The organism is Planococcus halocryophilus (assembly GCF_001687585.2).
Lineage (GTDB): Bacteria > Bacillota > Bacilli > Bacillales_A > Planococcaceae > Planococcus > Planococcus halocryophilus.
Genome location: NZ_CP016537.2, coordinates 2,685,254 through 2,708,002, shown reverse-complemented (window position 1 = coordinate 2,708,002; position 22,749 = coordinate 2,685,254). Strand labels below are relative to the sequence as shown.

Below are 22,749 nucleotides of genomic sequence, written 5' to 3'. Positions count from 1 at the left end.
CCTCTTTAACAAGAGGGTCTCATTTTTATATGTGTTGGAAAAGAACGTTTTTACCCCTTTAAATAAGGGTATTGATTACGAGTTAATTGAAAGGGAGAGAAAGTAAATGGATACTTTTTTAAATGGAATCACATGGTTCGTCGATAATGCCAATACGTTGCTCTGGACATACATACTAATTGCACTTCTTATGGGCCTTGGCCTTTACTTTACTGTTCGCACTAAATTCGTTCAGATTCGCCTATTTGGTGAAATGTTCCGTGTCATCACAGAAAAAAAGGATGGAGATAGCGGGATTTCCGCTTTCCAAGCATTCACGATTTCAACAGCGTCTCGTGTTGGAACAGGGAATATCACAGGTGTTGCTTTAGCAATTGCGATCGGAGGACCCGGAGCGGTTTTCTGGATGTGGATGGTCGCGATTATTGGGATGGCTACTGCTTTTGTTGAAAGTACATTAGCACAAGTTTACAAAATCCGAGACGGTGAACAATTCCGCGGTGGCCCAGCTTATTATATGGAAAAAGCACTCGGCAACCGCAAACTCGGAATCGTTTTTGCCATTCTTTTGACATTGGCATTTGGGTTTATCTTCAACTCAGTTCAATCAAACACAATTGCTCAATCATTTGAAGAAGTCTTTAATATTCCAGATTGGACGATTGGTCTAGGACTTGTGTTATTAACGGCAATCGTTATTTTTGGTGGTGTTAAACGGATTGCCAGAGTTACTCAAATTGTAGTGCCAGTTATGGCAACGATTTACATCATTGTAGCGTTATATATCATCGTCATGAATATTACTGAAATTCCAGCCGTATTCACGCTTATTGTGAAAAGTGCATTCGGTTTAGAAGAAGCAATCGGCGGTGGTATTGGTGCAGCGATTATGCAAGGTGTTCGTCGAGGTTTGTTCTCGAACGAAGCAGGTATGGGTTCTGTACCTAATGCCGCTGCATCTGCTAACGTTTCGCATCCTGCGAAGCAAGGTCTTGTACAAAGTTTAGGCGTTTTCTTTGATACAATCGTGATTTGTTCGGCAACTGCTTTTATTATCATCTTGGCAGGTCTGTACTCGACGAGTGAACAAATCGGAATCTTGCTAACACAAGATTCGTTGAATGTTCATCTGGGTAGCTGGGCGCCGTACTTCCTAGCAATTGCTATTTTGTTCTTTGCTTTTAGTTCGATCATCGGTAACTATTATTACGGTGAAACGAATATCGAATTTATTAACGCTCATAGTGCTTGGTTGACAGCATATCGCTTTGGAGTTCTAGCGATGGTTATGTTTGGGGCACTTGCTCAAGTTCAATTGGTTTGGAACATGGCCGATTTATTTATGGGCTTTATGGCAGTTCTCAACTTAGTCGTTATTGCGTTACTTGGTAAAACTGCCTTTAAAGTACTGGAAGATTACACAAGCCAGCGCAAAGCTGGGAAAAACCCAGAGTTCTTTGCCAAAAATATCCCCGGTTTGAAAAACACTGAATGCTGGGGCGAAGGCGAAACTCGCCACAAATAATAAAGTCAAAAAAACCTTTTTGCGCGTGCGCAAAAAGGTTTTTTTGTGTTGTAATACGTGTAATTTCCGCTAAATAAAGCTAGTAAATGAAGAGGCTATTTGTCAGAATTTTAAGCATAGTATCCCCTTTTTTTCCTAAAATTAAACATAAAAATATGCTTTGTTACACATTTGTAACATAAATGTAACCTTGATTTCGTGTTTTTACTGTTACAATCAAAAATATATTAAATAAGTAATTAAACGGTTGATGCCTGATCACCATCCCGAAATTTAACTAAAGAGGTGCCAAGTGAAGAAACGACTAATACTCATGATAATTGCTATTTTATTAATATCTGTTAGCCCATTCAACACGACACAGGCCAGTGCAGCTACACCAAACGAATTAACTACATACGCTAAGAAATTTTTAGGAACACCTTATAAATTTGGAGGAACAACTCCTTCAGGCTTTGATTGTTCTGGATATTTACGATATGTTTTCAACGAATTTGATATTTCAATTCCACGTACTTCTGTTGAGCAGTACAGCAACGGAACAGCAGTCAGTAAAAGTAATTTAAAAGAAGGCGATATGGTTTTCTTTTCAAATACATATAAACCTGGAATTTCACACGCTGGAATTTATGTAGGGAATGGAGATTTTATTTCCGCTACAAGCAAAGGAATCACAATTGCGAACTTAAACACAAACCCATATTGGGGACCAAAATACACAGGCGCACGTCGTCTTAGTGAAGTTAAAAACGAAACAACTACCGTATCGAAACCATCTCTTTCAGTTGGACAATACTACGATGTATCTTCTGGATATTGGGCAGCAAAAGAAATTAAAGATTTAAGTGTGTCAGGAATCATTACAGGTAAAGGTGATGGCATCTTCAAGCCAAATGATAATGTATCAAGAGCAGAAGCGGCGACAATCATTGCGCGTGCATTAAAACTAGCTCCGGTTAAAAGTTCTGCATTTAAAGACGTACCCGCATCACACTGGGCAGCTGGCAACATTAACGCTGTCATGAAAGCAGGAATCGTTAACGGACGTTCACCAGGCTACTTTGCACCAAACGAAAACATCACGCGTGCAGAAATTAGCAAAGTGCTAACAAAAGCATTTGCTTTATCAGCATCAACACCATCAACATCATTTACAGATATTAAAGGCCACTGGGCTGAAAATTCAATCAACACAATCGCTGCACATAGCTTAGCAACTGGCCACAGCGACGGTTCGTTCAAACCAAACGCTAATGCCAAGCGGGCAGAATATACAGCATTTGTTCACAGAGCCATCACAAATAAATAAATGCAATCAAAACTGCAAGTCCCCTCGAATTGATCGAGCGGACTTGCAGTTTTTTTGTTGTGGGGATATTTGTGTGGAATATTGTAAATATATAATAATTTTAGGTAGTTATTGTTAGCGTATGGATAAAACGCTAAAAAACCTGTGTAGGAGGTGCGAAGAGATGTTTTGTAGGTAACTTTGCAGTAAGTAGGTAAGAGGGTGTAAAAGTAGTGTAGAAGAGTGAAAAGTCGAGGTGAGGTTTTTGGAAGTTCGTGTAGAAAAGTGGAGAGTGGGGGAAGTCGTGTAAAGGTGTGAAAAGTTAAGGTAAGAACGCTGACAGTTCATGTAAGAAGACCAAAAGTTCATGTAAAGAAGCGATAAGTTCATGTAAGAAACTTGGGAACGTGGAGATTCATGTAAGAGAGCGAAAAGTTAACGTAAGAGCGCCAAAAGTTCATGTAAAGAAGCGATAAGTTCATGTAAGAAGTTTGGGAACGTGGAGATTCATGTAAGAGAGCGAAAAGTTAACGTAAGAGCGCCGAAAGTTCATGTAAAGAAGCGATAAGTTCATGTAAGAAGCTCGGAGACGTGGAGATTCATGTAAGAGAGCGAAAAGTTAACGTAAGAGCGCCGAAAGTTCATGTAAAGAGGCAAAAAGTTCGTGTAAGAAGCTCGGATTCATAAAAGTTCATGTAAAGAAGCGAAAAATTCATGTAAAAGCCTCAAAAGTTCATGTAAAAAATAAAAATACGCGTGTAAGCGGAGCGAACACCCGGGTTAAAAAAAGCCACGCCCCATCACCCCTACATCACTCCACAAAAAAGCCCAACCGGCAAAAACCGGTTGGGCTTCAATTTCTCCACTATTTAAAGGCATTGTTAATTACTTCAGCGCTTTCTGCGCGGGTGATTGGGTTTTTCGGGCGGAATGTGTTGTCCGCGTAACCTTTAACGACCTTAGTTGCATAAGCAGCTTGAATCGCATCGTAATAATACATAGCTTTTGGAACATCTGTAAAGTCAGCTTGTTGAGTGCCGGCAAGTTTAAACGCAGATTGCATGATCATTGCCATGTCGCCACGTTTGATTGGATCGTTTGGTCGGAATTCGCGTGCGTTAACCCCAGTAATATAGCCTAACTCATATGCGCTATTGATATAGCCAGCTGCAAAAGAGTCTTTTGGGACGTCGCTAAAATGGTAATTGGTATTGGCTTTATTCAACTTTAATGCACGGCCAATCATAGTAATAGCTTCGGCACGTGTGATGGTCGCATCAGGACGGTATGTGCCGTCAGGGAGTCCTGTAATAATGCCGCGATCAAAGTTCTGTTGAATCGGTAACGTGTACCACACGTCATTTTTCAAATCTGGGAATAATGCAGCTTTAGTTTGGAGAGATTGTACCAGTCCGTTGCCATACGTATTGTCGCGACCTTTTACGCCAAGGTCGACTGCAGCTCGTTTAACGGTCTCGCGCAATTGGATATTAGAAAGATGGGGATATGCTTCCATATATTGCGCAAATGTACCAGCAACAAATGGAGAAGCGACAGATGTTCCTTCCGAAATAGCGTAATCTTCGTTAGATGGTGTTTTAGAATCAGTAAAACTACTTAAAATGCCTTCTCCAGGTGCCACTAGTTCTTGTGAAGCGCCGTAATTCGAGAAATAAGACAGTTTGTTGAGTTTGGAAACCGATCCAACCGCGATAACAGAAGAAAAGCGTGCTGGGTAAAGAACATCATTATACAATCCTTTTTCTCGTTCGTTTCCAGAAGCGGCAATGACCACAATGCCAGCTTCGTATGCTTTTTGTGTAATATCCCGTAAAGCTTTGTCATCGTTAATCGTCGTCAAACTCATATTGATAATGTCGACTTTCTGATTGATAGCCCATTGGATTCCGGCAACAACACCTTCTAAAGTGCCGACACCATTAGCCGACAAAACTTTAACGGAGTAAATCAACGAATCCGGTGCAACACCAACTGTGCCGATGGAATTGTTTTGTGCGCCGATCACTCCAGCGACGTGCGTACCATGTCCGTTCCCGTCTGTAAAAGCACTTGAATTTTCAACTTTGGAAACGCCGCCTGCGACTTTCAAGTCCGGGTGCTTGGAGTTAATCCCTGAATCGATAATGGCGATTTTCACACCTTTACCCGTATAACCAAGACTAGTTGCGGTATTCGCTTTAATTGTTCGGTAACCCCAAGTAGTTGTTTGTGCTGCTGCGGTAACGATTGAATTCTCTTCTATGTATTCAATAGAAGAATCTTTACTTGCGGTTTGAACCAATTGCTCGTTTGGCAATGTGACAGAAACGGCAGAGATGGCATCAAACTCCTCGTGAATTTCTGCGCCCATTTCTTTGAGCAAGTCATAGTCGATGTCTTCTTTAAATGAAATAATCACGCGATCTGAAGCTTCATTGGCTTCGGCGGAGGCATTGCTACTGGCCCATCCACTGACAAGGAGCACAGAGATTGCTAAAACTGATAATTTTTTCAATAGAATCCCTCCTGGAAAGATAATACTTTCCTGTAGTATACAACAAAAAAACGGACTTTTAAGTCCGTTTTAAAAATTAATTTTTTGCTTTCCAGTTGTAATAATCTTCGATTCCTGCAGCAATCGCTGCAGCAGCACGATCTTTATAAGTGCCAGATGCTAATTTAGCAGCATCATAATCATTCGTAATAAATCCTAATTCTACTAAAGCTGCTGGAAGCGGGTTTGTGCGAATAACTTGGAAACCGTAGTTTTTAACGCCGCGGTTTGGATGGTTCATTGCTACGTAAAGTCTGTTTTGAACGAAAGTTGCTAATTCCTTGCTATCGCTTCCAACTGAAGCGGAATAGTAAGTTTCAGAACCGCTTGCGCCATGAGCTCCTGCTGAATTGGTGTGAATGCTTAGGAATGTATCTGATCCACTAGCTACGCCTTTATCAACACGAGCACTCAATGAATGGAATACATCAGTTGATCTTGTCATATAAACTTTAATGCCTTTAGCTTTTAATTTTGCTTCGACACGTTTTGCAACGTCAAGGTTAATGTCTTTTTCGCGTAAACCATTTGCTGTTGCACCACCGTCGTGACCGCCGTGGCCAGGATCAAGTGTGATATAGCGGCTACTAGCCGTTGCTGGTACAGCTTCTGCTAAATAATCAGAGTGAACGTAGCCAGTGTAGCTGCCGCTTTTCCCGTATGCCCATGCGCCTTTGTAACCATAAACTGCGAACGCGTCACCCGAATTTAGTTTGCCAAGCGCGTAGTAGCCTGTGCTTGGTCCAGTACGGATGTTTAAGCTGTTTACTGTTACACGTAAGTTATCGATTGTGACATTTTGATAAGTTACTCGGTAGCTTGAATTTAATGCGCGAGCTAAGAAAATAGCGAACTCTTCACGAATTAATTTTTTGCTCGGTGAGTATGTACCGGTACCAGTACCGTTTGAAACGCCGGCAGTAGCGATTTTACTAACTGCTGTGTACAGGCTATTTGAGCTTGTATCTACATTAATATCTGAAAAGAAAACATTGCCAGTATTTGAGTATTTAAATGCACGGCTTAGTAAGTAAGCCATTTCTCCACGAGTCATTGTTTCTTGTGGACGGAAAGTGCCATCTGAATTTCCTGTAATAATACCTTTTTCGTAAGCTGTTTGAATATAACCTGAACTATAGCGTTTTGGATCGACATCAGGGAACGATGTTTTACGCAATGAGCCGTTCAAGCCTAATGCACGACCGATCAAAGTAGCAGCTTGCTCACGCGTTACTGACTCCGATGGTCCAAACGAATTTTTATCAACACCATTTATCAACCCTTTGTTCCATAAATACAAAATCTCTTCATCAGACCATGAAACATCCTTAAAAGGATTACTTGCAGCAGAAACAGGTTGTACACCAAAACTTGAAATCACAAAAACAGCAGCAACAAGAAACAGGGCAATTTTCGAGAATACGTTTTTCATAAAATTGTCATTTCCTCCTATTAATTTCTATCTGATAGTGATAATAGCAGATATTTATTCAAATTAATGGGTTTTTTTAATAAATAAGAATAAAGTATGGTTTAAAAAGATTATTTTTGTTCCGTGAAATTTTAACCGGTACTTTGTACCTATTTAAATGATATGGAAACTATATAGATACATAAATAAAATAAAATAATAAAAAAATGTCTTTACTAATACAGGAGCATTAATGGTACACTCGGAATTGTCTAGTAATTATTTAACCACTTAAAAATGGTAAATATAGATAATAAGAAGTATAGTATGCCCATTGAAAATAGTTTATCTTATTAATAAGTTTATGAGGTTTTATACAAAAATCTTTATAAATTGGTGAATATTGCTTTTATTACTAAATAGGAGGGAATACAAGAACATGAAAAAACTATTACTAGGCTTTTTAGCCGTATTGTTGGCTTTATCGGTTTTTACAGAAGAAACGGCAAAAGCAGCAGATGATTTAACAGGTCATGCATACGAAGATGAAATAAGAGAATTGATGGAGCTGGGGATCATTGAAGGATATAATGATGGAACCATCCGGCCGAATAAAGAAGTGACACGCGCCGAGTTCGCCAAAATGGTTGTTCAATCATTTGAACTCGGGACAGCAGCAGAAAGTGCTTCTATTGAAAATGCAGTATTTACTGCGGCGGCAACTGCAGCCACTTTAAACTTCAAAGATGTGTTGCCTGAAAAATGGTATTACAATCCAATAGCCGCGGCTGTGGATGCTGGAATCATTAAAGGTTATCCGGACAACACATTCAAGCCCGATGAGCTGATCAACCGTGAACAGATGTCGACCATGGTTTCACGTGCGTTGACAGCTAAAGGTATTGTCATTAATGTTTCAGAAACACAGGCTTTAGGCTTTACGGATACTTCGACAATCAGAAATGAACATAAAGACCATGTTCGCATTCTTTCCCATCTGGGAATCGTCACAGGCAACAAGGATAATAGCTTCAGACCAAAAGACAGCTCAAAAAGATGGATGGTGGCAGTAGTCATGCTCAGAGCAAGAGATGAAGTATTCCCGCCTCAAAACCTGGAATTTCAAGCATCAGCAGTTGCAGCAGATAAGACGACTGTCGTGAAGCATTTCGACACATTCGCTCAGGCAAAAGAATATGTTCAAAATAACACGAAAGTTCAGGCAGTCGAACGCAGTAACCAAATTCTTTGGATGAAACAAGGAATTGTAACAACTAACGCATTTACGGAAGTTTACCCAACGGATAGCTTGAAGCCGAGCACGAGCACTTTCCGTCCTTATGTACCTGCAAATACTGAAATGAAATTTATCGATTCTACAGCGACAACGGTCAAAGTAGAATTAGCTGGCAAAGTTGGATATGTCAGTTCAAAAGTAGTTCGCGTCATTCCGCAACAAATGCAAAAAGGACAATCGTATTATGAAGTGTATGGTAGCAGCTTAGTCCACAAAATTTTTAACCATTCGACTGGAAGCTATGCTTCGACAGGCATAGTAGGCAAAGCACCAAAAGAATTTGTCAGCGGCATGAAATACTACAGCTGGGACGGAGCAACGTTTACAAATGCGTCTGGCGCGAAAGTAGCGGAAAGCTATCAATACTTCAATATGCTACCACTGCATACTGAAACCAACTACACGGCCGAGGAATTAGACAAATACTTGCAGGATAAATTCCCTTATTACAACCAAACAGTTAACGGTAAAAAATGGACAGTAAGTCCACTTGTCGGTGCTGGGAAATTCTTTAAGGAAATGGAAGCAACGCATAAAATTAATGCGCTTTATCTACTGTCCCATGCAATTCATGAAAGTCAGTGGGGGACTAGTAAAATTGCACAAGACAAGTTTAATCTCTTCGGTTATGGAGCAGTGGACGGCGATGCTTATAACCGTGCGTATGCCTACCTTTCATTTAGAGAGTCAATCGAAGACGCAGCAATACGTATTAACAAAGGGTATCAATCACCAACAGGTAGCTATTACAACGGATCGATTCTTGGAAACAAAGGCATCGGCATGAACGTTCGTTATGCATCAGATGCATTCTGGGGAGAGAAAATTGCGGGGCATATGTTCCGTACGGATCAGTTTCTTGGAAGCAAAGATGTAAACCAACACAAGTTAGGTTACACAACAACGAGCCCGTTAAATTTCAGAAAAGATCCAAGTACATCATTTGCTTCACTTTATACACTGAAAACTTCAGAAGTTCCAGTCGTAATCCACACGGAAACGACAGCAGCTTCAGGTTCATTGTGGTATGAAGTAGCTTCAGAAGACAAAGCTTATACAAAAGCTTATGTTCATGGCAATTACATCAAGATGATGCCCGTTGTACAGTAATATAATTTACAAAATCTTAATAGAAGAACCCTGTGTTCAAGCCATTTTAGCTTGAACACAGGGTTCTTCTTTATGTTATACTAGCCTAAGATATTTTGCCCTGAAGAGGAGATTAACAATGATTTCAAAATTCGTTCATATATTGGGAGTGCCGTTTATTAACACAACCCAGAAAGACTTTATCGCAACATTGGAAACGCATGTCGCAAAGCAAGAAAAAACGTTTGTGGTGACAGCCAATCCTGAAATCGTCATGCATTCTTTAAAAGACGAGACTTATAAACAAATATTAGCAAAAGCTACATACATTACAGCGGATGGTATTGGCATCGTCAAAGCGGCCGCAATTATTGGCGAACCGTTGCCAGAACGTGTGAGTGGATATGACGTCATGCTGGATTTGCTTGAAGCGGCAAACAAAAACCACTCGAGCGTCTTTTTTCTAGGAGCCGCTGAAGAAGTGTTGCAAGCTACCGTTAAGAAAGCGAAACAAGACTATCCCGGTATCAAAGTTGCCGGCAGTCACAACGGCTTTTTCGATTGGAACGATCATCAATTACCGCAGCAAATTAAAAACGCAGCACCCGACTTTGTTTTTGTAGCACTCGGATTCCCGAGACAAGAACAATGGATTGGGGCCAATATCGATCAATTTGATAAAGGTGTCTTTATCGGCATTGGCGGAAGTTTTGACGTCTTTTCCGGTTCGGTCAAACGCGCACCCGAAATGTGGCAAAAAATGAACCTTGAATGGTTTTATCGTCTTGTTAAACAACCGTCTAGGTGGAAGCGTATGCTCGTTTTACCAAAATTTGCAGCGACCGTGATTGGACGAAAGGCTTTACGTAAAGGATGAAAAACACATTAGTCAAAAGTACGTTAATCCTATCAATTGCAGCGTTGTTATCAAAAATACTCGGCAGTTTGTTTCGTATTCCGCTTCAAAATATCGCGGGAGATGAAGTGCTTGGCATTTTCACATTGGTTTATCCGGTCTATATGGTCGCTTTGACTTTGTCGGTCGCTGGGATTCCCATCGCCATTTCCAAACTGATTTCAGAAGCGCGTGCGACGAATGACGAGCAACAAGTCAAAAACATCTTTTTCACTTCCGGTATTTTGGCATTACTCTTTGGCATAACCAGTTTCGTTATTCTTTACGGGTTTTCTCATCAAATTGCATCGGTTTTAGGAGGCCAAACGACGCGACTTTCGTTAATCGTCGTGTCGTGTACATTGCTCGTTGCCCCTTATATGGCAGTGTATAGAGGTTATTTCCAAGGACATCAAAATATGACGCCAACTGCAGTGTCGCAAGTGATTGAACAATTTATCCGTGTTGGCTTGATCCTTCTTGTTGCCATTTTTATGGTAGAGCGTCTTTACAGCGATGAGCAAGTAGCAGGCGGCATTATGATTGGTTCAATTATTGGTGCGCTTGGTTCATTAATCTACTTGCGCATTTTGTACAATCGTTCATCTGTTAAAGTAGCGAAAAGCTTACCTTATAAACTAGCCCATTTCCGTTCAACATTTAAAATGATTTTAAAAATCTCGATTCCCATCGCAATTGGTGCTATTACTATGGCTTTGCTGAATTTAATCGATTCCGTGACCATTCCAACAGCATTGAAAATGCACGGTGAAGCAACCGAAGACATCAATTCGCTTTACGGAATATATGGAAGAGGCTTAGCGCTTGTTCAAATCGTCACGGTTTTTGCAAGTTCTGTTATTTTGCCGCTCATTCCATCGATTTCCGCAAAATTAACGCAAAATGACAAAATCGGCGCGGCAAAGCTGATCGACAATACATTTTTCCTGACATATTTATTATCCGTGCCAGCTACAGTTGGCCTCGTCGTCTTGACTTTGCCGATAAATTTAGGCTTGTTCACAGATTTACAAGGCAGTACCGTGCTCGCGATTGTGTCGTTTAGTTCGTTGTTTACGTCGTTAACCGTACTCGGAACTGGCGTTTTACAAGGTATTGATAAAGCGCGTCTTGCTGCTTGGATTATTATTGTAGGTGTAGGGATCAAATTGGTTTTAAATGTCACTTTAGTCAATTTATACGGATTAGAAGGTGCTGCAATTTCGACCGCAGCTATTTACTTAATCTTATTCTTACTTAACGCCGTTGCTATCCGGAAATATACCGGATTTAGTTTTTTTCCAAAAAAGACCGGTACCATCGTTTTTGCTTCACTTGTCATGGGGGCAGCTATTTGGCTGCCAAGTTTACTATTGGATTTTGAAGAGTTGTCCAGACTGGCAGCTTTATTGTATGTGGGAGCAGCAGTCGCAATTGGCGGGCTGATTTACTTTAGTTTGTTGCTAATAACTAGAGCGATAGACCAAAGCGTATTGCAACGCATTCCTGTCATCAACAAATTCATCACCAAGAAATAGCGCCTGCCATTCAGGCCAATCCAAGAAAAGTTAAGGGTGTGTACTTACGTGAAAAAAGTTTTAATCGGAATGCTCCTTGTCGCATTGGTACTTACCATTCCAACAGTCGTTCAACGCGTACAGATAGAAGAAGCAAATAAAAGCATTGAAACCATCGTTCCTTATAAATACACATTAGACTGGATGGTTGAAGATCCCAATTTGACATTAAAACAAATAGTAACGGATTTTAAAAACACAGGTGTTCAAAGTGTTAGTTTAGAACCAGATACGGTTAGTTCTCTTGAACGAAAAAGACTGATTACAGCTGTTAGCACGTCACGCATGCATGAATATTTACTGCTAACACAGCAAGCACCGTTAGAAGCACCTTTCACTAGACCAGGTTTATTTATTCATTCAAACGCTTCTTTTGATTTTGAAAAGGTGACAGAAGGTTTTTTTGAAGAACAACATAGATTTACTGTAAATGGCAGCGACTATGTGTTTATTCCAGGAAAAGTCGATACGATTCTGTCAACACCGGTAACTTATGATAGAGAAGTGATCGAAACCGTATTAAATGCTGGCATGATGGTGATTCCGCGGATTGGCAATTACAGCGATGAAGATCAGCTTGAACGAATGACAGACGAGCTGTTTGCGATTAAACAACCTGGTATCGATAAAGTATTGTTTAGTGGTAGCGATGCACCATTTTCTTCAGACCCAGTCGGTTTGAAAAAATTTGGTGAGCAGCTGAATACAGCCGGTTATGAGTTGATGAGCATCGAATTTAACGATCAAAGTGGTTTAAATCAACTGGCTTATCTTAACGAATTAAACCTTGTCCGCCTGCACAGCCTTGGTGTTACAGAAGACAATATTACAGAAAGCGCAGAGAAAATTGTGCGCGCTGCAAAAGAGCGGAATTTCCGAGCGTTTTTCTTAAACTTAACTCCTGAAAAATATGAACAAGCTTTACCGGTTTTGCAAAACTTACAGACTAAAGTAGATGCAACTTTACCAGCAAGTTTTGCGCGCGACGACTCACGCACATTTGAAACCTACAGTGTGCCGTTGTGGCAAACCGCTATAGCCTTGCTAGGAGTTATTGCGTTTCTCACATTAGCAGCTCAATCGGTATTCAAAAATAAAAAACTGACGCTCCTTGCGTTAAGTGGATCTGCTTTGTTTGCTCTTTTGTATCTCATCATTCAACAAAGCATGATTTTAAAAGCACTGGCATTGGCAGTTGCCATTACAGCACCTATATGGGCGGTTTTATTGAAAAAAGAACCGCAGAAAAAGTGGTATTTAATAAAATCTTATGCACAAGCAGTCGGTATTGCAGCAATTGGTATTTGGCTAATTGTAGTATTATTAAGTGGTAATCAATATATACTCGGAATTGACTTGTTTAGAGGTGTATCATTAATCTATATCGTACCGCTTGCTGTTGTAGCAGTTTATGCAGTTTGGATAAATTCTAAATTCCTTTCGAAAACAAGTGCAGTTTATTTGCGTACTATAATTGAAACCCTCTTGAAAGCTCCTGTGATTTACTGGCACATTATAGTTATTGCGATTTTTAGTGGTATCGTTATTTACTATTTAAGCCGGACAGGCAATGCTGGAGAGGTTTCAACCATTGAACTGCAATTACGTTCATTACTGGAACAAATTTTATACGTCAGACCGAGAACAAAAGAATTCCTTATAGGATTCCCATTATTTGTATTAGCGCTTCACATAGCCAAATCTTATCCAAAAGGATATTACTTCCTACTCATACCAGGGGTCATTGGTTTCTTATCGTTAGTGAATACTTTTACTCATCTTCATATACCGCTCTTGATTTCATTGCTTAGAAGTGGTTATAGTATAGTCTTCGGATTAATCATAGGACTTGTCCTAATATGGCTATATGAAAATGTAGGGAAAAAAATAGTGACTATCATAAGAGTGAGGTGGCAGGCGTGAGAGTAGTGTTATCTGGATATTATGGTTTTGACAATGTTGGAGATGAAGCTATCCTCTACGCCATTATCCATTCGTTAAAAGAGTACGACCCTAATATTGAAATTATGGTGTTATCCAATAAACCAGAAAAAACAGCCGAAACGTATCGTGTCCAAGCGGTTAACCGATGGAGCCTGAGAGAAGTGCGCGCAGCGATCAAGTCTTCTGATGGGCTAATTAGCGGAGGCGGCAGTCTTCTCCAGGATAAAACAGGCCGTAAAAGTATTCCTTACTATGCCGGCGTCATGAAGATTGCCCAACAGCTGAAAAAGCCGGTATTCGTCTATGCGCAAGGGATGGGTCCTATTGACAGCAAAATCAACCAAATGATTGTTAAGCATGTCTTGAATTCAGTAGAATTATTGACGGTACGGGATCAACAGTCCAAACAGCTGTTGGAAAAAGTGGGGGTAACTTCTCCTATTGAGCTAGTGCCAGACCCTGTCATGGGAATTGATACTAGCAGCTTCCAAAGCAGCTGGCTTTCCCAGCAAGATTTTCAAGGAAAAGTCATTACAGTCTCAGTACGTGACTGGGAAAATGATGATTTTGCTTTTCAAGAAATTGCTCGTGGACTCGATCAATTAGCTACAAAAGGGAGAGAAATCGTTTTTGTCCCAATGCACGGGAAACACGATTTCAAAACTTCCCGAAAAGTGGCTGAGCTGATGAAAAATAGCGCTCATATAGCGCCTCACGACAGCACGATTCAAGAAAAAATGGCTATCATCAAAGAATCGGATGTACTGTTCGGCATGCGTCTCCACGCGTTAATTTTTGCGGCTGTTGGGTATACGCCTTTTGTCGCGTTATCCTACGATCCGAAAATTGATTCGTTTGCGAATATTGTCGGTCAGCCAGTTCTTGGCCATGTTGAGTCGAAAGATTGGAACGCGACCGGCTTAGTAGAGGCGGTAGAACATATTCTCTCGAACTATCCAGATGAGCTGGAGAAAATCACCGGAGTGGTCATGCCTCTCCAAAAAAGTGCCAACGAAACAGCGCACGCCGTCATCGACTCTATCAAAGCCCCATCTGCCAGCAAAGCACCACTGGCATACAAGAAAGTGGAAAACCGATAAACCAAACAGGCTATTTAAAAGGCTACCTACCTTTTAAATAGCCTGTTTTTTGTTTGGAAGAAATCGCTTTAGGCAGACGCATTCGGGCCCACAGGATGCGCATCATGCAGCTGCCGCTTCCCTCGCTCTGCTCCTCACTACTCCGCAGCCTCATGCGATTCCAAAACCGCACCAAAACTACTCCCACACAACAAAAAAAGGCATTCCTCAAAATAACAGGAATGCCTCATCAACTATGCTTTTACTTCTTTCGTCTTATTGGGTTTATTCAATACGCGGTTGCCTTGGCCAAAAACGATCCAGCTGTGTGGAACAAAATCGTAGAACAGACGCACAATCAGCCAACTGCTGAAGAACGTGACAGCTAACGTGATCAGCTGCCAGGAATGGAAAATCAGTGGTTCACCGCTAGGCAGCCATCTGCGCATGAACAACAGGAAGAACGGGTGGATCAAATACATGCCGAACGATACCGCGCCGATTTCCGTCAAGAACGCCTTGAATTTCGGCACCTTCCATTTCTGGATAAAATGAACCGTGATGAAGATCACCGCAGCGGCAAAAAATGCATGCGTGCTCCAAGCAAACTCAAGCAGCCGGTTGCTGTAGCTGCCTTGCTGCGTGCGGATCATGTACATCATGCCGACATACATGAAAATCGAGGCTCCGTAACCGATAAAAATTCCAGTAAGCACAGGCAAATGTTTCCGCCAGTCGTGAAGCCAAGCAGCTACACGTTCGTAATAGACGCCAAGGAATGCCCCGAAAAAGTAGAACATGAAGTAGGACAGGGCGATGGAATTTTTAGCCGTTACTTGGAAAACTTCCGAATTCAAGATGACCCATGTCCATTGGATAATAATTCCAAGGATGATGGCGTACTTACGGATAAACCGGAAGCGTTTGAACAAATACAGCAAGAACGGGAACATCAAGTAAAACTGCACACTGACAAACACAAAATAGAGGTGCGTATGCGCTCTTCCTGTCGCCAACGCGGTCAGGAAGCTTGAAATCAGTGTGGGGAAATCTACGAATGTGTCATATAAATTTAATTTCAGTACATAATAAAAGACCGAGAAGACTATATAGGGGACCAGGATATACAATAGGCGTTTCTTATAAAACTTTTGGAACAGGTTCACCGTCAAGTCGCGGTGGTAATAGGTGTAGAACAAGATGAAACTGCTGAGAAAAATAAATGTCGGCGTGCCCAATTTTCCGGCGATGTTGAAAAAATTATACAAAGCGAAGGCAATTGAGCTCGGATCGCTTCCGCCGAGACCGGTGGAAGAGGAATGGACAGCAAACACGCCAAACAAGGCAAGGGCTCGTGCATACTGGACTTCATTCAAATATTTTCGGGATAGATTCATGATATCACCTAGCTTTCTGAAATCTGGCGCTACTTTGAAACAAGCACGTTTGCTATTATAACATGTTTTTGCCCATGACAAGCTTACAAAATTTATAGAAGAGGTGCTCTATGAACAATGTAAAGGAATTGTTGAATTAGTAGTAAGATTCCAATAATTCTATTGTTGTAAAAATTCCCATATGTTAAACTCAAATTGAATGATTGCGCTTATTGAACAAACGGGCAATGCCCGTTTCTACTAGCTCAAGTGAGCCAGTCCATCATAGGCAGCGATTGCTCAAAAAATCTAAAGGATGGTGTCGAATGAAGGGGAAAATGTTTAAATCAGCAATTGCAGTTGCATTGACGGCGAGCGTAGTAGGGGTTCAATCACCTGAAACAGCGCAAGCGGCAGCAGGAGATTTTGAACTGACGATTATGCACACGAATGATACACATGGTAACTTAGATAAAGTAGCAAATCGTGTATCGCTAGTGAAAAAAATTCGTTCAGAACAACCCAACAACCTATTGCTTGACGCAGGTGATGTATTTTCTGGAACGCTTTACTTTAATACATTTGAAGGCCAGGCAGATTTAACATTCATGAATTTGATGAAATACGATGCCATGACATTCGGTAACCATGAATTTGATTTAGGGGCTAGCGAGCGTGGCCATAAATCTCTTGCAGAGTTTGTTGAGGGTGCCAAGTTTCCACTTGTGGCAGCAAACGTAGATTTCTCAGGAGACGCTGATATGGCTGGTCTTCAAAATAAAACTTACTCAAGTGATTATAACGACGGTGAAATTTACAATGGCATTGTCAAAGAAATTGATGGAGAGCAAGTGGGGATTTTCGGTTTGACAACAGAAGAAACCGCTTCAATTTCAAGCCCTGGAGACATTACATTTTCTGATTATATTGAAGCTGCTAAAGAAGCTGTAGCAGAATTCGAAAAACAAGGCATCAACAAAATTATTGCTGTGACGCATATTGGTTTTGATGACTCGTCGGAATTCGATAACGATCAGTTGCTTGCAGAAGAAGTGGAAGGAATTGACGTAATTGTCGGTGGCCATACACATAAAAAATTGGACGAACCATTTATTTACGAAGGGAATACAGATCCAACAGTGATTGTACAAGCCAATGAATACAATAAATTCCTTGGACAATTGGATTTAACGTTTGACGAGAATGGTGTTATTACATCGCAACTTGGAAAATTACATGAAGTCGGAGCAAAAGACGTTGTTGCAGACGAAGAAGCAGCTGAACTTTTAGCACCTTACGCAGCAGATATTGAAGAACTAAAAAACCAGTCTACTGGTGCATCAGCAGAAGTTTTCCTTAATGGTGGACGTAACGAAGGCGGAGTACGTGCTTCTGAGACAAACCTTGGAAACTTGATCACAGATGGCATGTTAGCAGCAGCTAAAAAAATCGATTCGGACACAGTGATTGCTGTTCAAAATGGTGGTGGTATTCGTGCATCGATCAATGTTGGCGACATCACAGTGGGTGAAGTTTTGACGACAATGCCGTTTGGTAACTCCTTAGCAATTATGAACTTGACGGGAGCAGAACTAAAAACAGCTCTTGAGCATGCTGTTCGTCAATTCCCAGCTGAAAATGGCGGCTTCTTGCACGTAGCTGGATTACAATTTTCGTTTGATCCATCGCAACCAGCAGGATCACGCGTTACAGAAGTAAATGTTAAAAACGGTGACAAATTAACACCACTAGACATGAACAAATCATACAAAGTGGCAACTAACACATTTACCGCTAAAGGCGGCGATGGCTTTGCGTCATTCGAAGCAGCTTATAAAGCTGGTCGCGTAAGTGAGCCAGGAAACATCGATTATGAAATGTTCATCGATCATGCAAAATCGTTAGATAAAGTAAAACCAATGCTTGAAAATCGCATCAACGCCATCACACCAATCACAGATGTGGCGATGGATCGCTGGTCATACCCGTACATTAACGATGTGTACCATAGAGGAATCATGAAGGGTACAAGCGATACTAAATTCACAACGAAAAGTAATTTGACACGTTGGGAAGCTGCGACAATCATTTACCGTATGATGAAACTAAACCCAGAAACAGTACCAGCATCACCATTTACGGATATTTCGGATTTGCCAGCAGAGCGTCAAAAAGAAATCAATGCCATATTTGCTGAAGGGTACATTACAGGTAAAACAGCAACGACGTTTAACCCACGCGAAAAAATCTCGCGTGCACATTTCGCATTGATGATCAGCCGCGTTTACGAAAAAGTGAACGGTGAGTACAAAGTAGACGAATACGCTTCGTATTCCGACTACGGCCAACACTCAACTGAAACAAAAGAAGCGATTACACTTCTGGACAACCTTGGAATTGTACAAGGCTACAACGGAAAATTCATGCCGTCTATGCTGATTACAAGAGAAGAAACTGCAAAAGTTGCTTCACTAACAGCACCGCACACAACAAAATAAGTACTGAACAAAGGAACCTCCTTACTCGGCATCAGTTTGCCAAGTAAGGAGGTTTTTGATTGTGTTCATTTTTTAGTTTTCCTAGAAATATGAATTTACATAAAAATATAGTTTATTAACAAGAAAATTACAAAAACTATATAAAGCGCTTACACAAGTCAGTTATAATAGAAAGGCAACAAAAAAAATAGTCAGGAGTGAAGAACTTGTCTAAACATGCATTCGGTAAGATTTTGTTAAGCTTAGTGTTAGTTTTATCGGCGGCACTGCCTTATTTCGCAACGTCGGCAACTGCAGCAGAACCGATTTCGGTAGCAGAAGCCATTGCCAATAATTCAGGAACCGCCACGGTGAAAGGGTATATTGTAGGTGTCGCGAGTAGTAAAACCAATTACGATCAGGAAGCGCCTTTTACATCTGCTACAAATGTAGGGCTTGCTGATTCCGCGGATGAAACCGATCCAACGAAAATTTTGCCGGTTCAATTGCCTTCTGGATCAATCCGCGCAGGTTTGAACTTAGTGGATAACCCATCTAATTTCAAAGCTCAAGTAACAATTACTGGATCACTAGAAGCCTATTTCCAAACAGCAGGTCTAAAATCTCCAACAGCTTTCACCATCCTTGCACCAGGTGAAGCACCACCGACCGCGACTGTAGTCGATTCACTTGCAAAAGCACGTACAATGAACGGTGAACTGATTCAAGTTGATGCGACCGTTACGACCGGAACTGGATTCTGGGGCGGCAAAGCATTTTACATCCAAGACAACACAGCCGGAATGTTTGTTTATACTTCAAGTGCAACCGTTGCACCAGGAGACACTGTCCGCTTAACAGGCACTGTTTCTGAATATAGCGGCGAGTTGCAACTTCAACCGAATACAATAGAAGTTCTTTCTTCAGGAAATCCATTGCCAGAAATGCAAACCGTAACGCCAGCTGGTGTCAATGAAGACACACAAGGCGAGCGAGTAGAAGTGCAAAACGTTACAATCACTGATTTACAATCAGTAAACTCTTACGGTACTTTCGAGTTTTCAGCAGTTGCGGAAAATGGAGAAGCCGTAACAATTCGAAATGATAACCGGAACGGACTGAGCTTTGAGCAATTTACAAAGCAATACAAAGAAGGCGATTTAGTTCATGTTAGTGGAATCGCTTCGAAATTTTCTGATTCGTACCAAGTAAAAACACTTGGCTTCGAAAGTTTTGACCTTGTCAACAAACCAGCCGTTTACGTAAATGTCTTCCCAGGTGTCGTTTCGGAAGGCACTGAAATCACATTAGCTTCTGGTTGGGAAAACGCCAGTGTTTATTACACACTTGACGGTTCAACACCAACAGCTAGTAGCACGCAATACTCTGTTCCAATCGTTTTACAAAAAGACGTAACGATTAAAGCAATCGCAATCGCTGACGAAACGTCTGAAATGTTCACATTCAAATACACCGTCTTGAAAACAGGGGACTTAAAAATCCGGGACATTCAAGGCACTGATCATTATTCAAATTATCAAGGCGTAGTTGTCAATGAAATTGAGGGCATAGTTACGCACATATACAACTCAGCAAACTTCGTTATTCAAGATACCAATCCAGATGACGACATCACAACGTCAGAAGCATTGATTGTCAACAAAGCATCAAACGGTCTCGAAGTTGGAGATTTAGTTACAGTTAACGGGACAGTAGAAGAACATTTCCAAGAAGGCTATTCAGATGCAAAAGATAACGATTTACCAATTACGCGGATTCGCGCAACGAATGTAGCTAAAACAGGAACAGCTCCATTGCCAGAACCAATTGTGATCGGAGAAGACGTTCAACCACCATCTGAACAGATCGACAACGATGGTTTAACTTCATTTGATCCAGAGGAAGACGGCATTGATTTCTGGGAATCACTTGAATTGATGCGTTTAGCTGTACCAAACGCACAAGTGGTTGGACCGCAAAAATACGGCGAAGTAATCGTAGTTGCGGAAAACTCACCGAACACAGAATTCCATAAACAAGGCGGAATTTTGCTTTCAGAAAATGATTACAACCCAGAACGTGTTATCGTCGATTTTGATAATGAAAGCTACGTAGCTAAAGCTGGGGACTCTTTCAATGGAACCATTACCGGCGTACTAGGCTTTGGTTTTGGAAATTACAAACTATGGTCTAGAGAAAGTGACCTTCCACAATTAGTAGACGGCGGCACGCAGCCAGAACAAACGTGGATTGCAAAAGACGAAGAAAAACTAACAGTAGCTGCGTATAATGTAGAAAACTTTTCTGCAGACCCATCACACACATCTGATGCAAAAGCTCAACGCATTGCAGAATCATTTGTTAACGACCTAAACTCACCAGATATTATCGTTATGGTAGAAGTACAAGATAACGATGGTCCAATTACATCAGGAAATAGTGACGCGACAGCAAGTTATGAGCGTTTAATCGAAGGCATTCAAGCTGCAGGCGGTCCAACATACGCTTGGACTGACATTGCTCCTGAATACAATCAAGACGGCGGACAACCAGGCGGGAATATTCGCGTAGGTTATCTTTACAACCCAGAACGCGTTACACTTTCTGAAGGAACAAAAGGCACAGCGACTGAAACGAACTCATGGGTAGACGGCGAACTTGCATTAAACCCAGGTCGTGTTCAACCAATCGCAATGCCAAACACACGTAAACCAATCGCTGCTCAATTTGATTTCCAAGGCGAGCAAGTTGTCGTGATCGGTGCTCATTTAAACTCTAAAGGTGGAGATCAGCCATTATTCGGCAAGAATCAACCTCCATTCTTAGGCTCTGTAGAAGAACGTATCGAACTCGCAACAGCGATTAACGGCTTTATCGCAGATGGACTTGAACAAAATCCAGACCTTAATGTTATCGTTGCAGGCGACATGAACGATTTCGAATTCACGCCAGCATTACAAGCATTAAAAGGCGACATTTTAACAAACAAAGTCGAAGACGTACCATTAGAAGATCGTTATTCGTATTATTACCAAGGAAATTCGCAAGTGCTCGATCACTTACTTGTGACAAACAACTTGGCACAACGTACGGAATTAGATATGGTGCACATTAATGCGATGTTCATGGAAGAACATGGCCGCGCATCAGATCACGATCCATTACTGGCACAAATTTCATTTGAAAAACCAGCAGTTCCAGGCGAACAAACAGCAAAACCTGATCTTTCTGGAGACCAAGCAGTAGTAACTGCCGGCGAACCAGGTGAAAACGGCGAACTTGCTATTACGTTCACAGAAGGAACCGTTGCGAAATTACTTGAAAGCGGAAAAGACTTGCTGATCGATATGCCAACAGCTGATTTAACGTTATCAGCGAGCCATCTGCAGCAAATCGCAAACGCCGCTGGAGAAGGATTTGTCTTAAACCTAGCCGTAGACGACGCAACAGAAGTCGACAAACGCCCTACTTTAACAAATCAAATCAACATGTTCTTAACGGATGCTGAAGGCAACGAGTTACCGTTGAAATTCACTCTACCGGTTACATTGGCATTCGACACAACAAGCGACATCAAAATCCAATTTGGTGCCCGTGAAGATGAAAAAGGAAAATGGAAAATCATCCAAGGCGAATTGGCCGGCGACGTATTCACGCTTAGCATTAACGAACTAGGCAATTACACCGTCGTAACCAATAAAGGCCAAATGAAGAAAAAGTAATAGTCACGAAACCAGCCCCACTCGATCCATCGAGTGGGGCTGGTTTTTAGTTAACTGGGAAGATCAAGGTTTTGTATATGTAATTCTTGAAAAATTAGATCTTCAATGTGAAGGCAAGTGGATAAAAAGTAATAACTGTTTTTAGGCTGTTCGCCACGCGAACAGCTTCCAATCAGTTTTTGAACTTGTGTACCAAGGTGAGGGTGGGGTTCAAGTTGTAGTGCGTGGAGGGTGGAGAGAGTGCGGATACAGGTAAGAGATTGAAAAGTACATGTAAGAGCTCGAAAAGTTGATGTAAGAGCGTCAAAAGTTCGGGTAAAGAGTGAAAAAGTTCGTGTAAGCGGAGTGGATACAGGTAAGAGATTGAAAAGTACATGTAAGAGCTCGAAAAGTTGATGTAAGAGCGTCAAAAGTTCGGGTAAAGAGTGAAAAAGTTCGTGTAAGCGGAGTGGATACATGTAAGAGCTCGAAAAGTACAGGTAAGAGCTCGAAAAGTTGATGTAAGAGCGTCAAAA

At 41.3% G+C, this 22,749-nt stretch carries 12 protein-coding genes; 9 read left to right on the top strand and 3 right to left on the bottom strand.

Going from position 1 to position 22,749, the window contains the following annotated elements; translation table 11 throughout:
• Nucleotides 1-106 precede the first annotated feature (106 nt).
• Both BBI08_RS13385 and BBI08_RS13380 read left to right on the top strand, forming a co-directional pair.
• Nucleotides 107-1,525, top strand: coding sequence for an alanine/glycine:cation symporter family protein (locus BBI08_RS13385; RefSeq protein ID WP_008496933.1), 1,419 nt, complete (start codon nucleotides 107-109; stop codon nucleotides 1,523-1,525).
• 292 nt (nucleotides 1,526-1,817) lie between these two features.
• On the top strand, nucleotides 1,818-2,834 hold the full coding sequence (locus BBI08_RS13380; protein WP_040850568.1) for a C40 family peptidase: 1,017 nt from the start codon (nucleotides 1,818-1,820) through the stop codon (nucleotides 2,832-2,834).
• 844 nt (nucleotides 2,835-3,678) lie between these two features.
• On the opposite strand, the gene BBI08_RS13375 is transcribed toward BBI08_RS13380, so the two are convergent.
• Both BBI08_RS13375 and BBI08_RS13370 read right to left on the bottom strand, forming a co-directional pair.
• Nucleotides 3,679-5,328: a S8 family peptidase gene (locus BBI08_RS13375; protein ID WP_008496935.1), complete on the bottom strand. Its 1,650-nt coding sequence runs from the start codon at nucleotides 5,326-5,328 to the stop codon at nucleotides 3,679-3,681.
• Nucleotides 5,329-5,404: 76 nt separating this feature from the next.
• Nucleotides 5,405-6,799 carry an N-acetylmuramoyl-L-alanine amidase gene (locus BBI08_RS13370; protein ID WP_008496936.1) on the bottom strand — a complete coding sequence of 465 codons (1,395 nt, stop codon included), beginning with the start codon at nucleotides 6,797-6,799 and terminating at the stop codon, nucleotides 5,405-5,407.
• Nucleotides 6,800-7,217: 418 nt separating this feature from the next.
• Here BBI08_RS13370 and BBI08_RS13365 point away from each other — a divergent pair, with 418 nt between their 5' ends.
• From BBI08_RS13365 to csaB, 5 genes are all read left to right on the top strand, one after another.
• Entirely contained in the window at nucleotides 7,218-9,185 is a 1,968-nt protein-coding gene (locus BBI08_RS13365; RefSeq protein WP_008496937.1) for an S-layer homology domain-containing protein, read from the top strand.
• Nucleotides 9,186-9,303: 118 nt separating this feature from the next.
• The gene (locus BBI08_RS13360; RefSeq protein WP_008496938.1) at nucleotides 9,304-10,041 is read left to right on the top strand and encodes a WecB/TagA/CpsF family glycosyltransferase; all 738 of its coding nucleotides are present in this window, start codon (nucleotides 9,304-9,306) and stop codon (nucleotides 10,039-10,041) included.
• Nucleotides 10,038-11,597 carry a putative polysaccharide biosynthesis protein gene (locus BBI08_RS13355; RefSeq protein ID WP_065528211.1) on the top strand — a complete coding sequence of 520 codons (1,560 nt, stop codon included), beginning with the start codon at nucleotides 10,038-10,040 and terminating at the stop codon, nucleotides 11,595-11,597. The genes BBI08_RS13360 and BBI08_RS13355 overlap by 4 nt, the downstream gene beginning before the upstream one ends.
• A gap of 48 nt (nucleotides 11,598-11,645) precedes the next feature.
• Nucleotides 11,646-13,559 carry a DUF5693 family protein gene (locus tag BBI08_RS13350; protein WP_065528210.1) on the top strand — a complete coding sequence of 638 codons (1,914 nt, stop codon included), beginning with the start codon at nucleotides 11,646-11,648 and terminating at the stop codon, nucleotides 13,557-13,559.
• Nucleotides 13,556-14,680, top strand: coding sequence for a polysaccharide pyruvyl transferase CsaB (gene csaB, locus BBI08_RS13345; RefSeq protein ID WP_008496939.1), 1,125 nt, complete (start codon nucleotides 13,556-13,558; stop codon nucleotides 14,678-14,680). The genes BBI08_RS13350 and csaB overlap by 4 nt, the downstream gene beginning before the upstream one ends.
• Before the next feature lie 233 nt (nucleotides 14,681-14,913).
• Here csaB and BBI08_RS13340 read toward each other — a convergent pair whose 3' ends face one another.
• Nucleotides 14,914-16,035 (bottom strand): acyltransferase, encoded by a 1,122-nt coding sequence (locus BBI08_RS13340; protein WP_237146546.1) that lies wholly within the window; start codon nucleotides 16,033-16,035, stop codon nucleotides 14,914-14,916.
• A 326-nt stretch (nucleotides 16,036-16,361) separates the two neighbouring features.
• On the opposite strand from BBI08_RS13340, the gene BBI08_RS13335 reads away from it, so the two are divergent.
• Both BBI08_RS13335 and BBI08_RS13330 read left to right on the top strand, forming a co-directional pair.
• Nucleotides 16,362-18,533 carry a 5'-nucleotidase C-terminal domain-containing protein gene (locus BBI08_RS13335; protein WP_008496941.1) on the top strand — a complete coding sequence of 724 codons (2,172 nt, stop codon included), beginning with the start codon at nucleotides 16,362-16,364 and terminating at the stop codon, nucleotides 18,531-18,533.
• Nucleotides 18,534-18,730: 197 nt separating this feature from the next.
• Nucleotides 18,731-22,234, top strand: a complete 3,504-nt coding sequence (locus BBI08_RS13330) for a DUF6359 domain-containing protein (protein WP_237146545.1) — start codon at nucleotides 18,731-18,733, stop codon at nucleotides 22,232-22,234.
• Nucleotides 22,235-22,749: the final 515 nt, after the last annotated feature.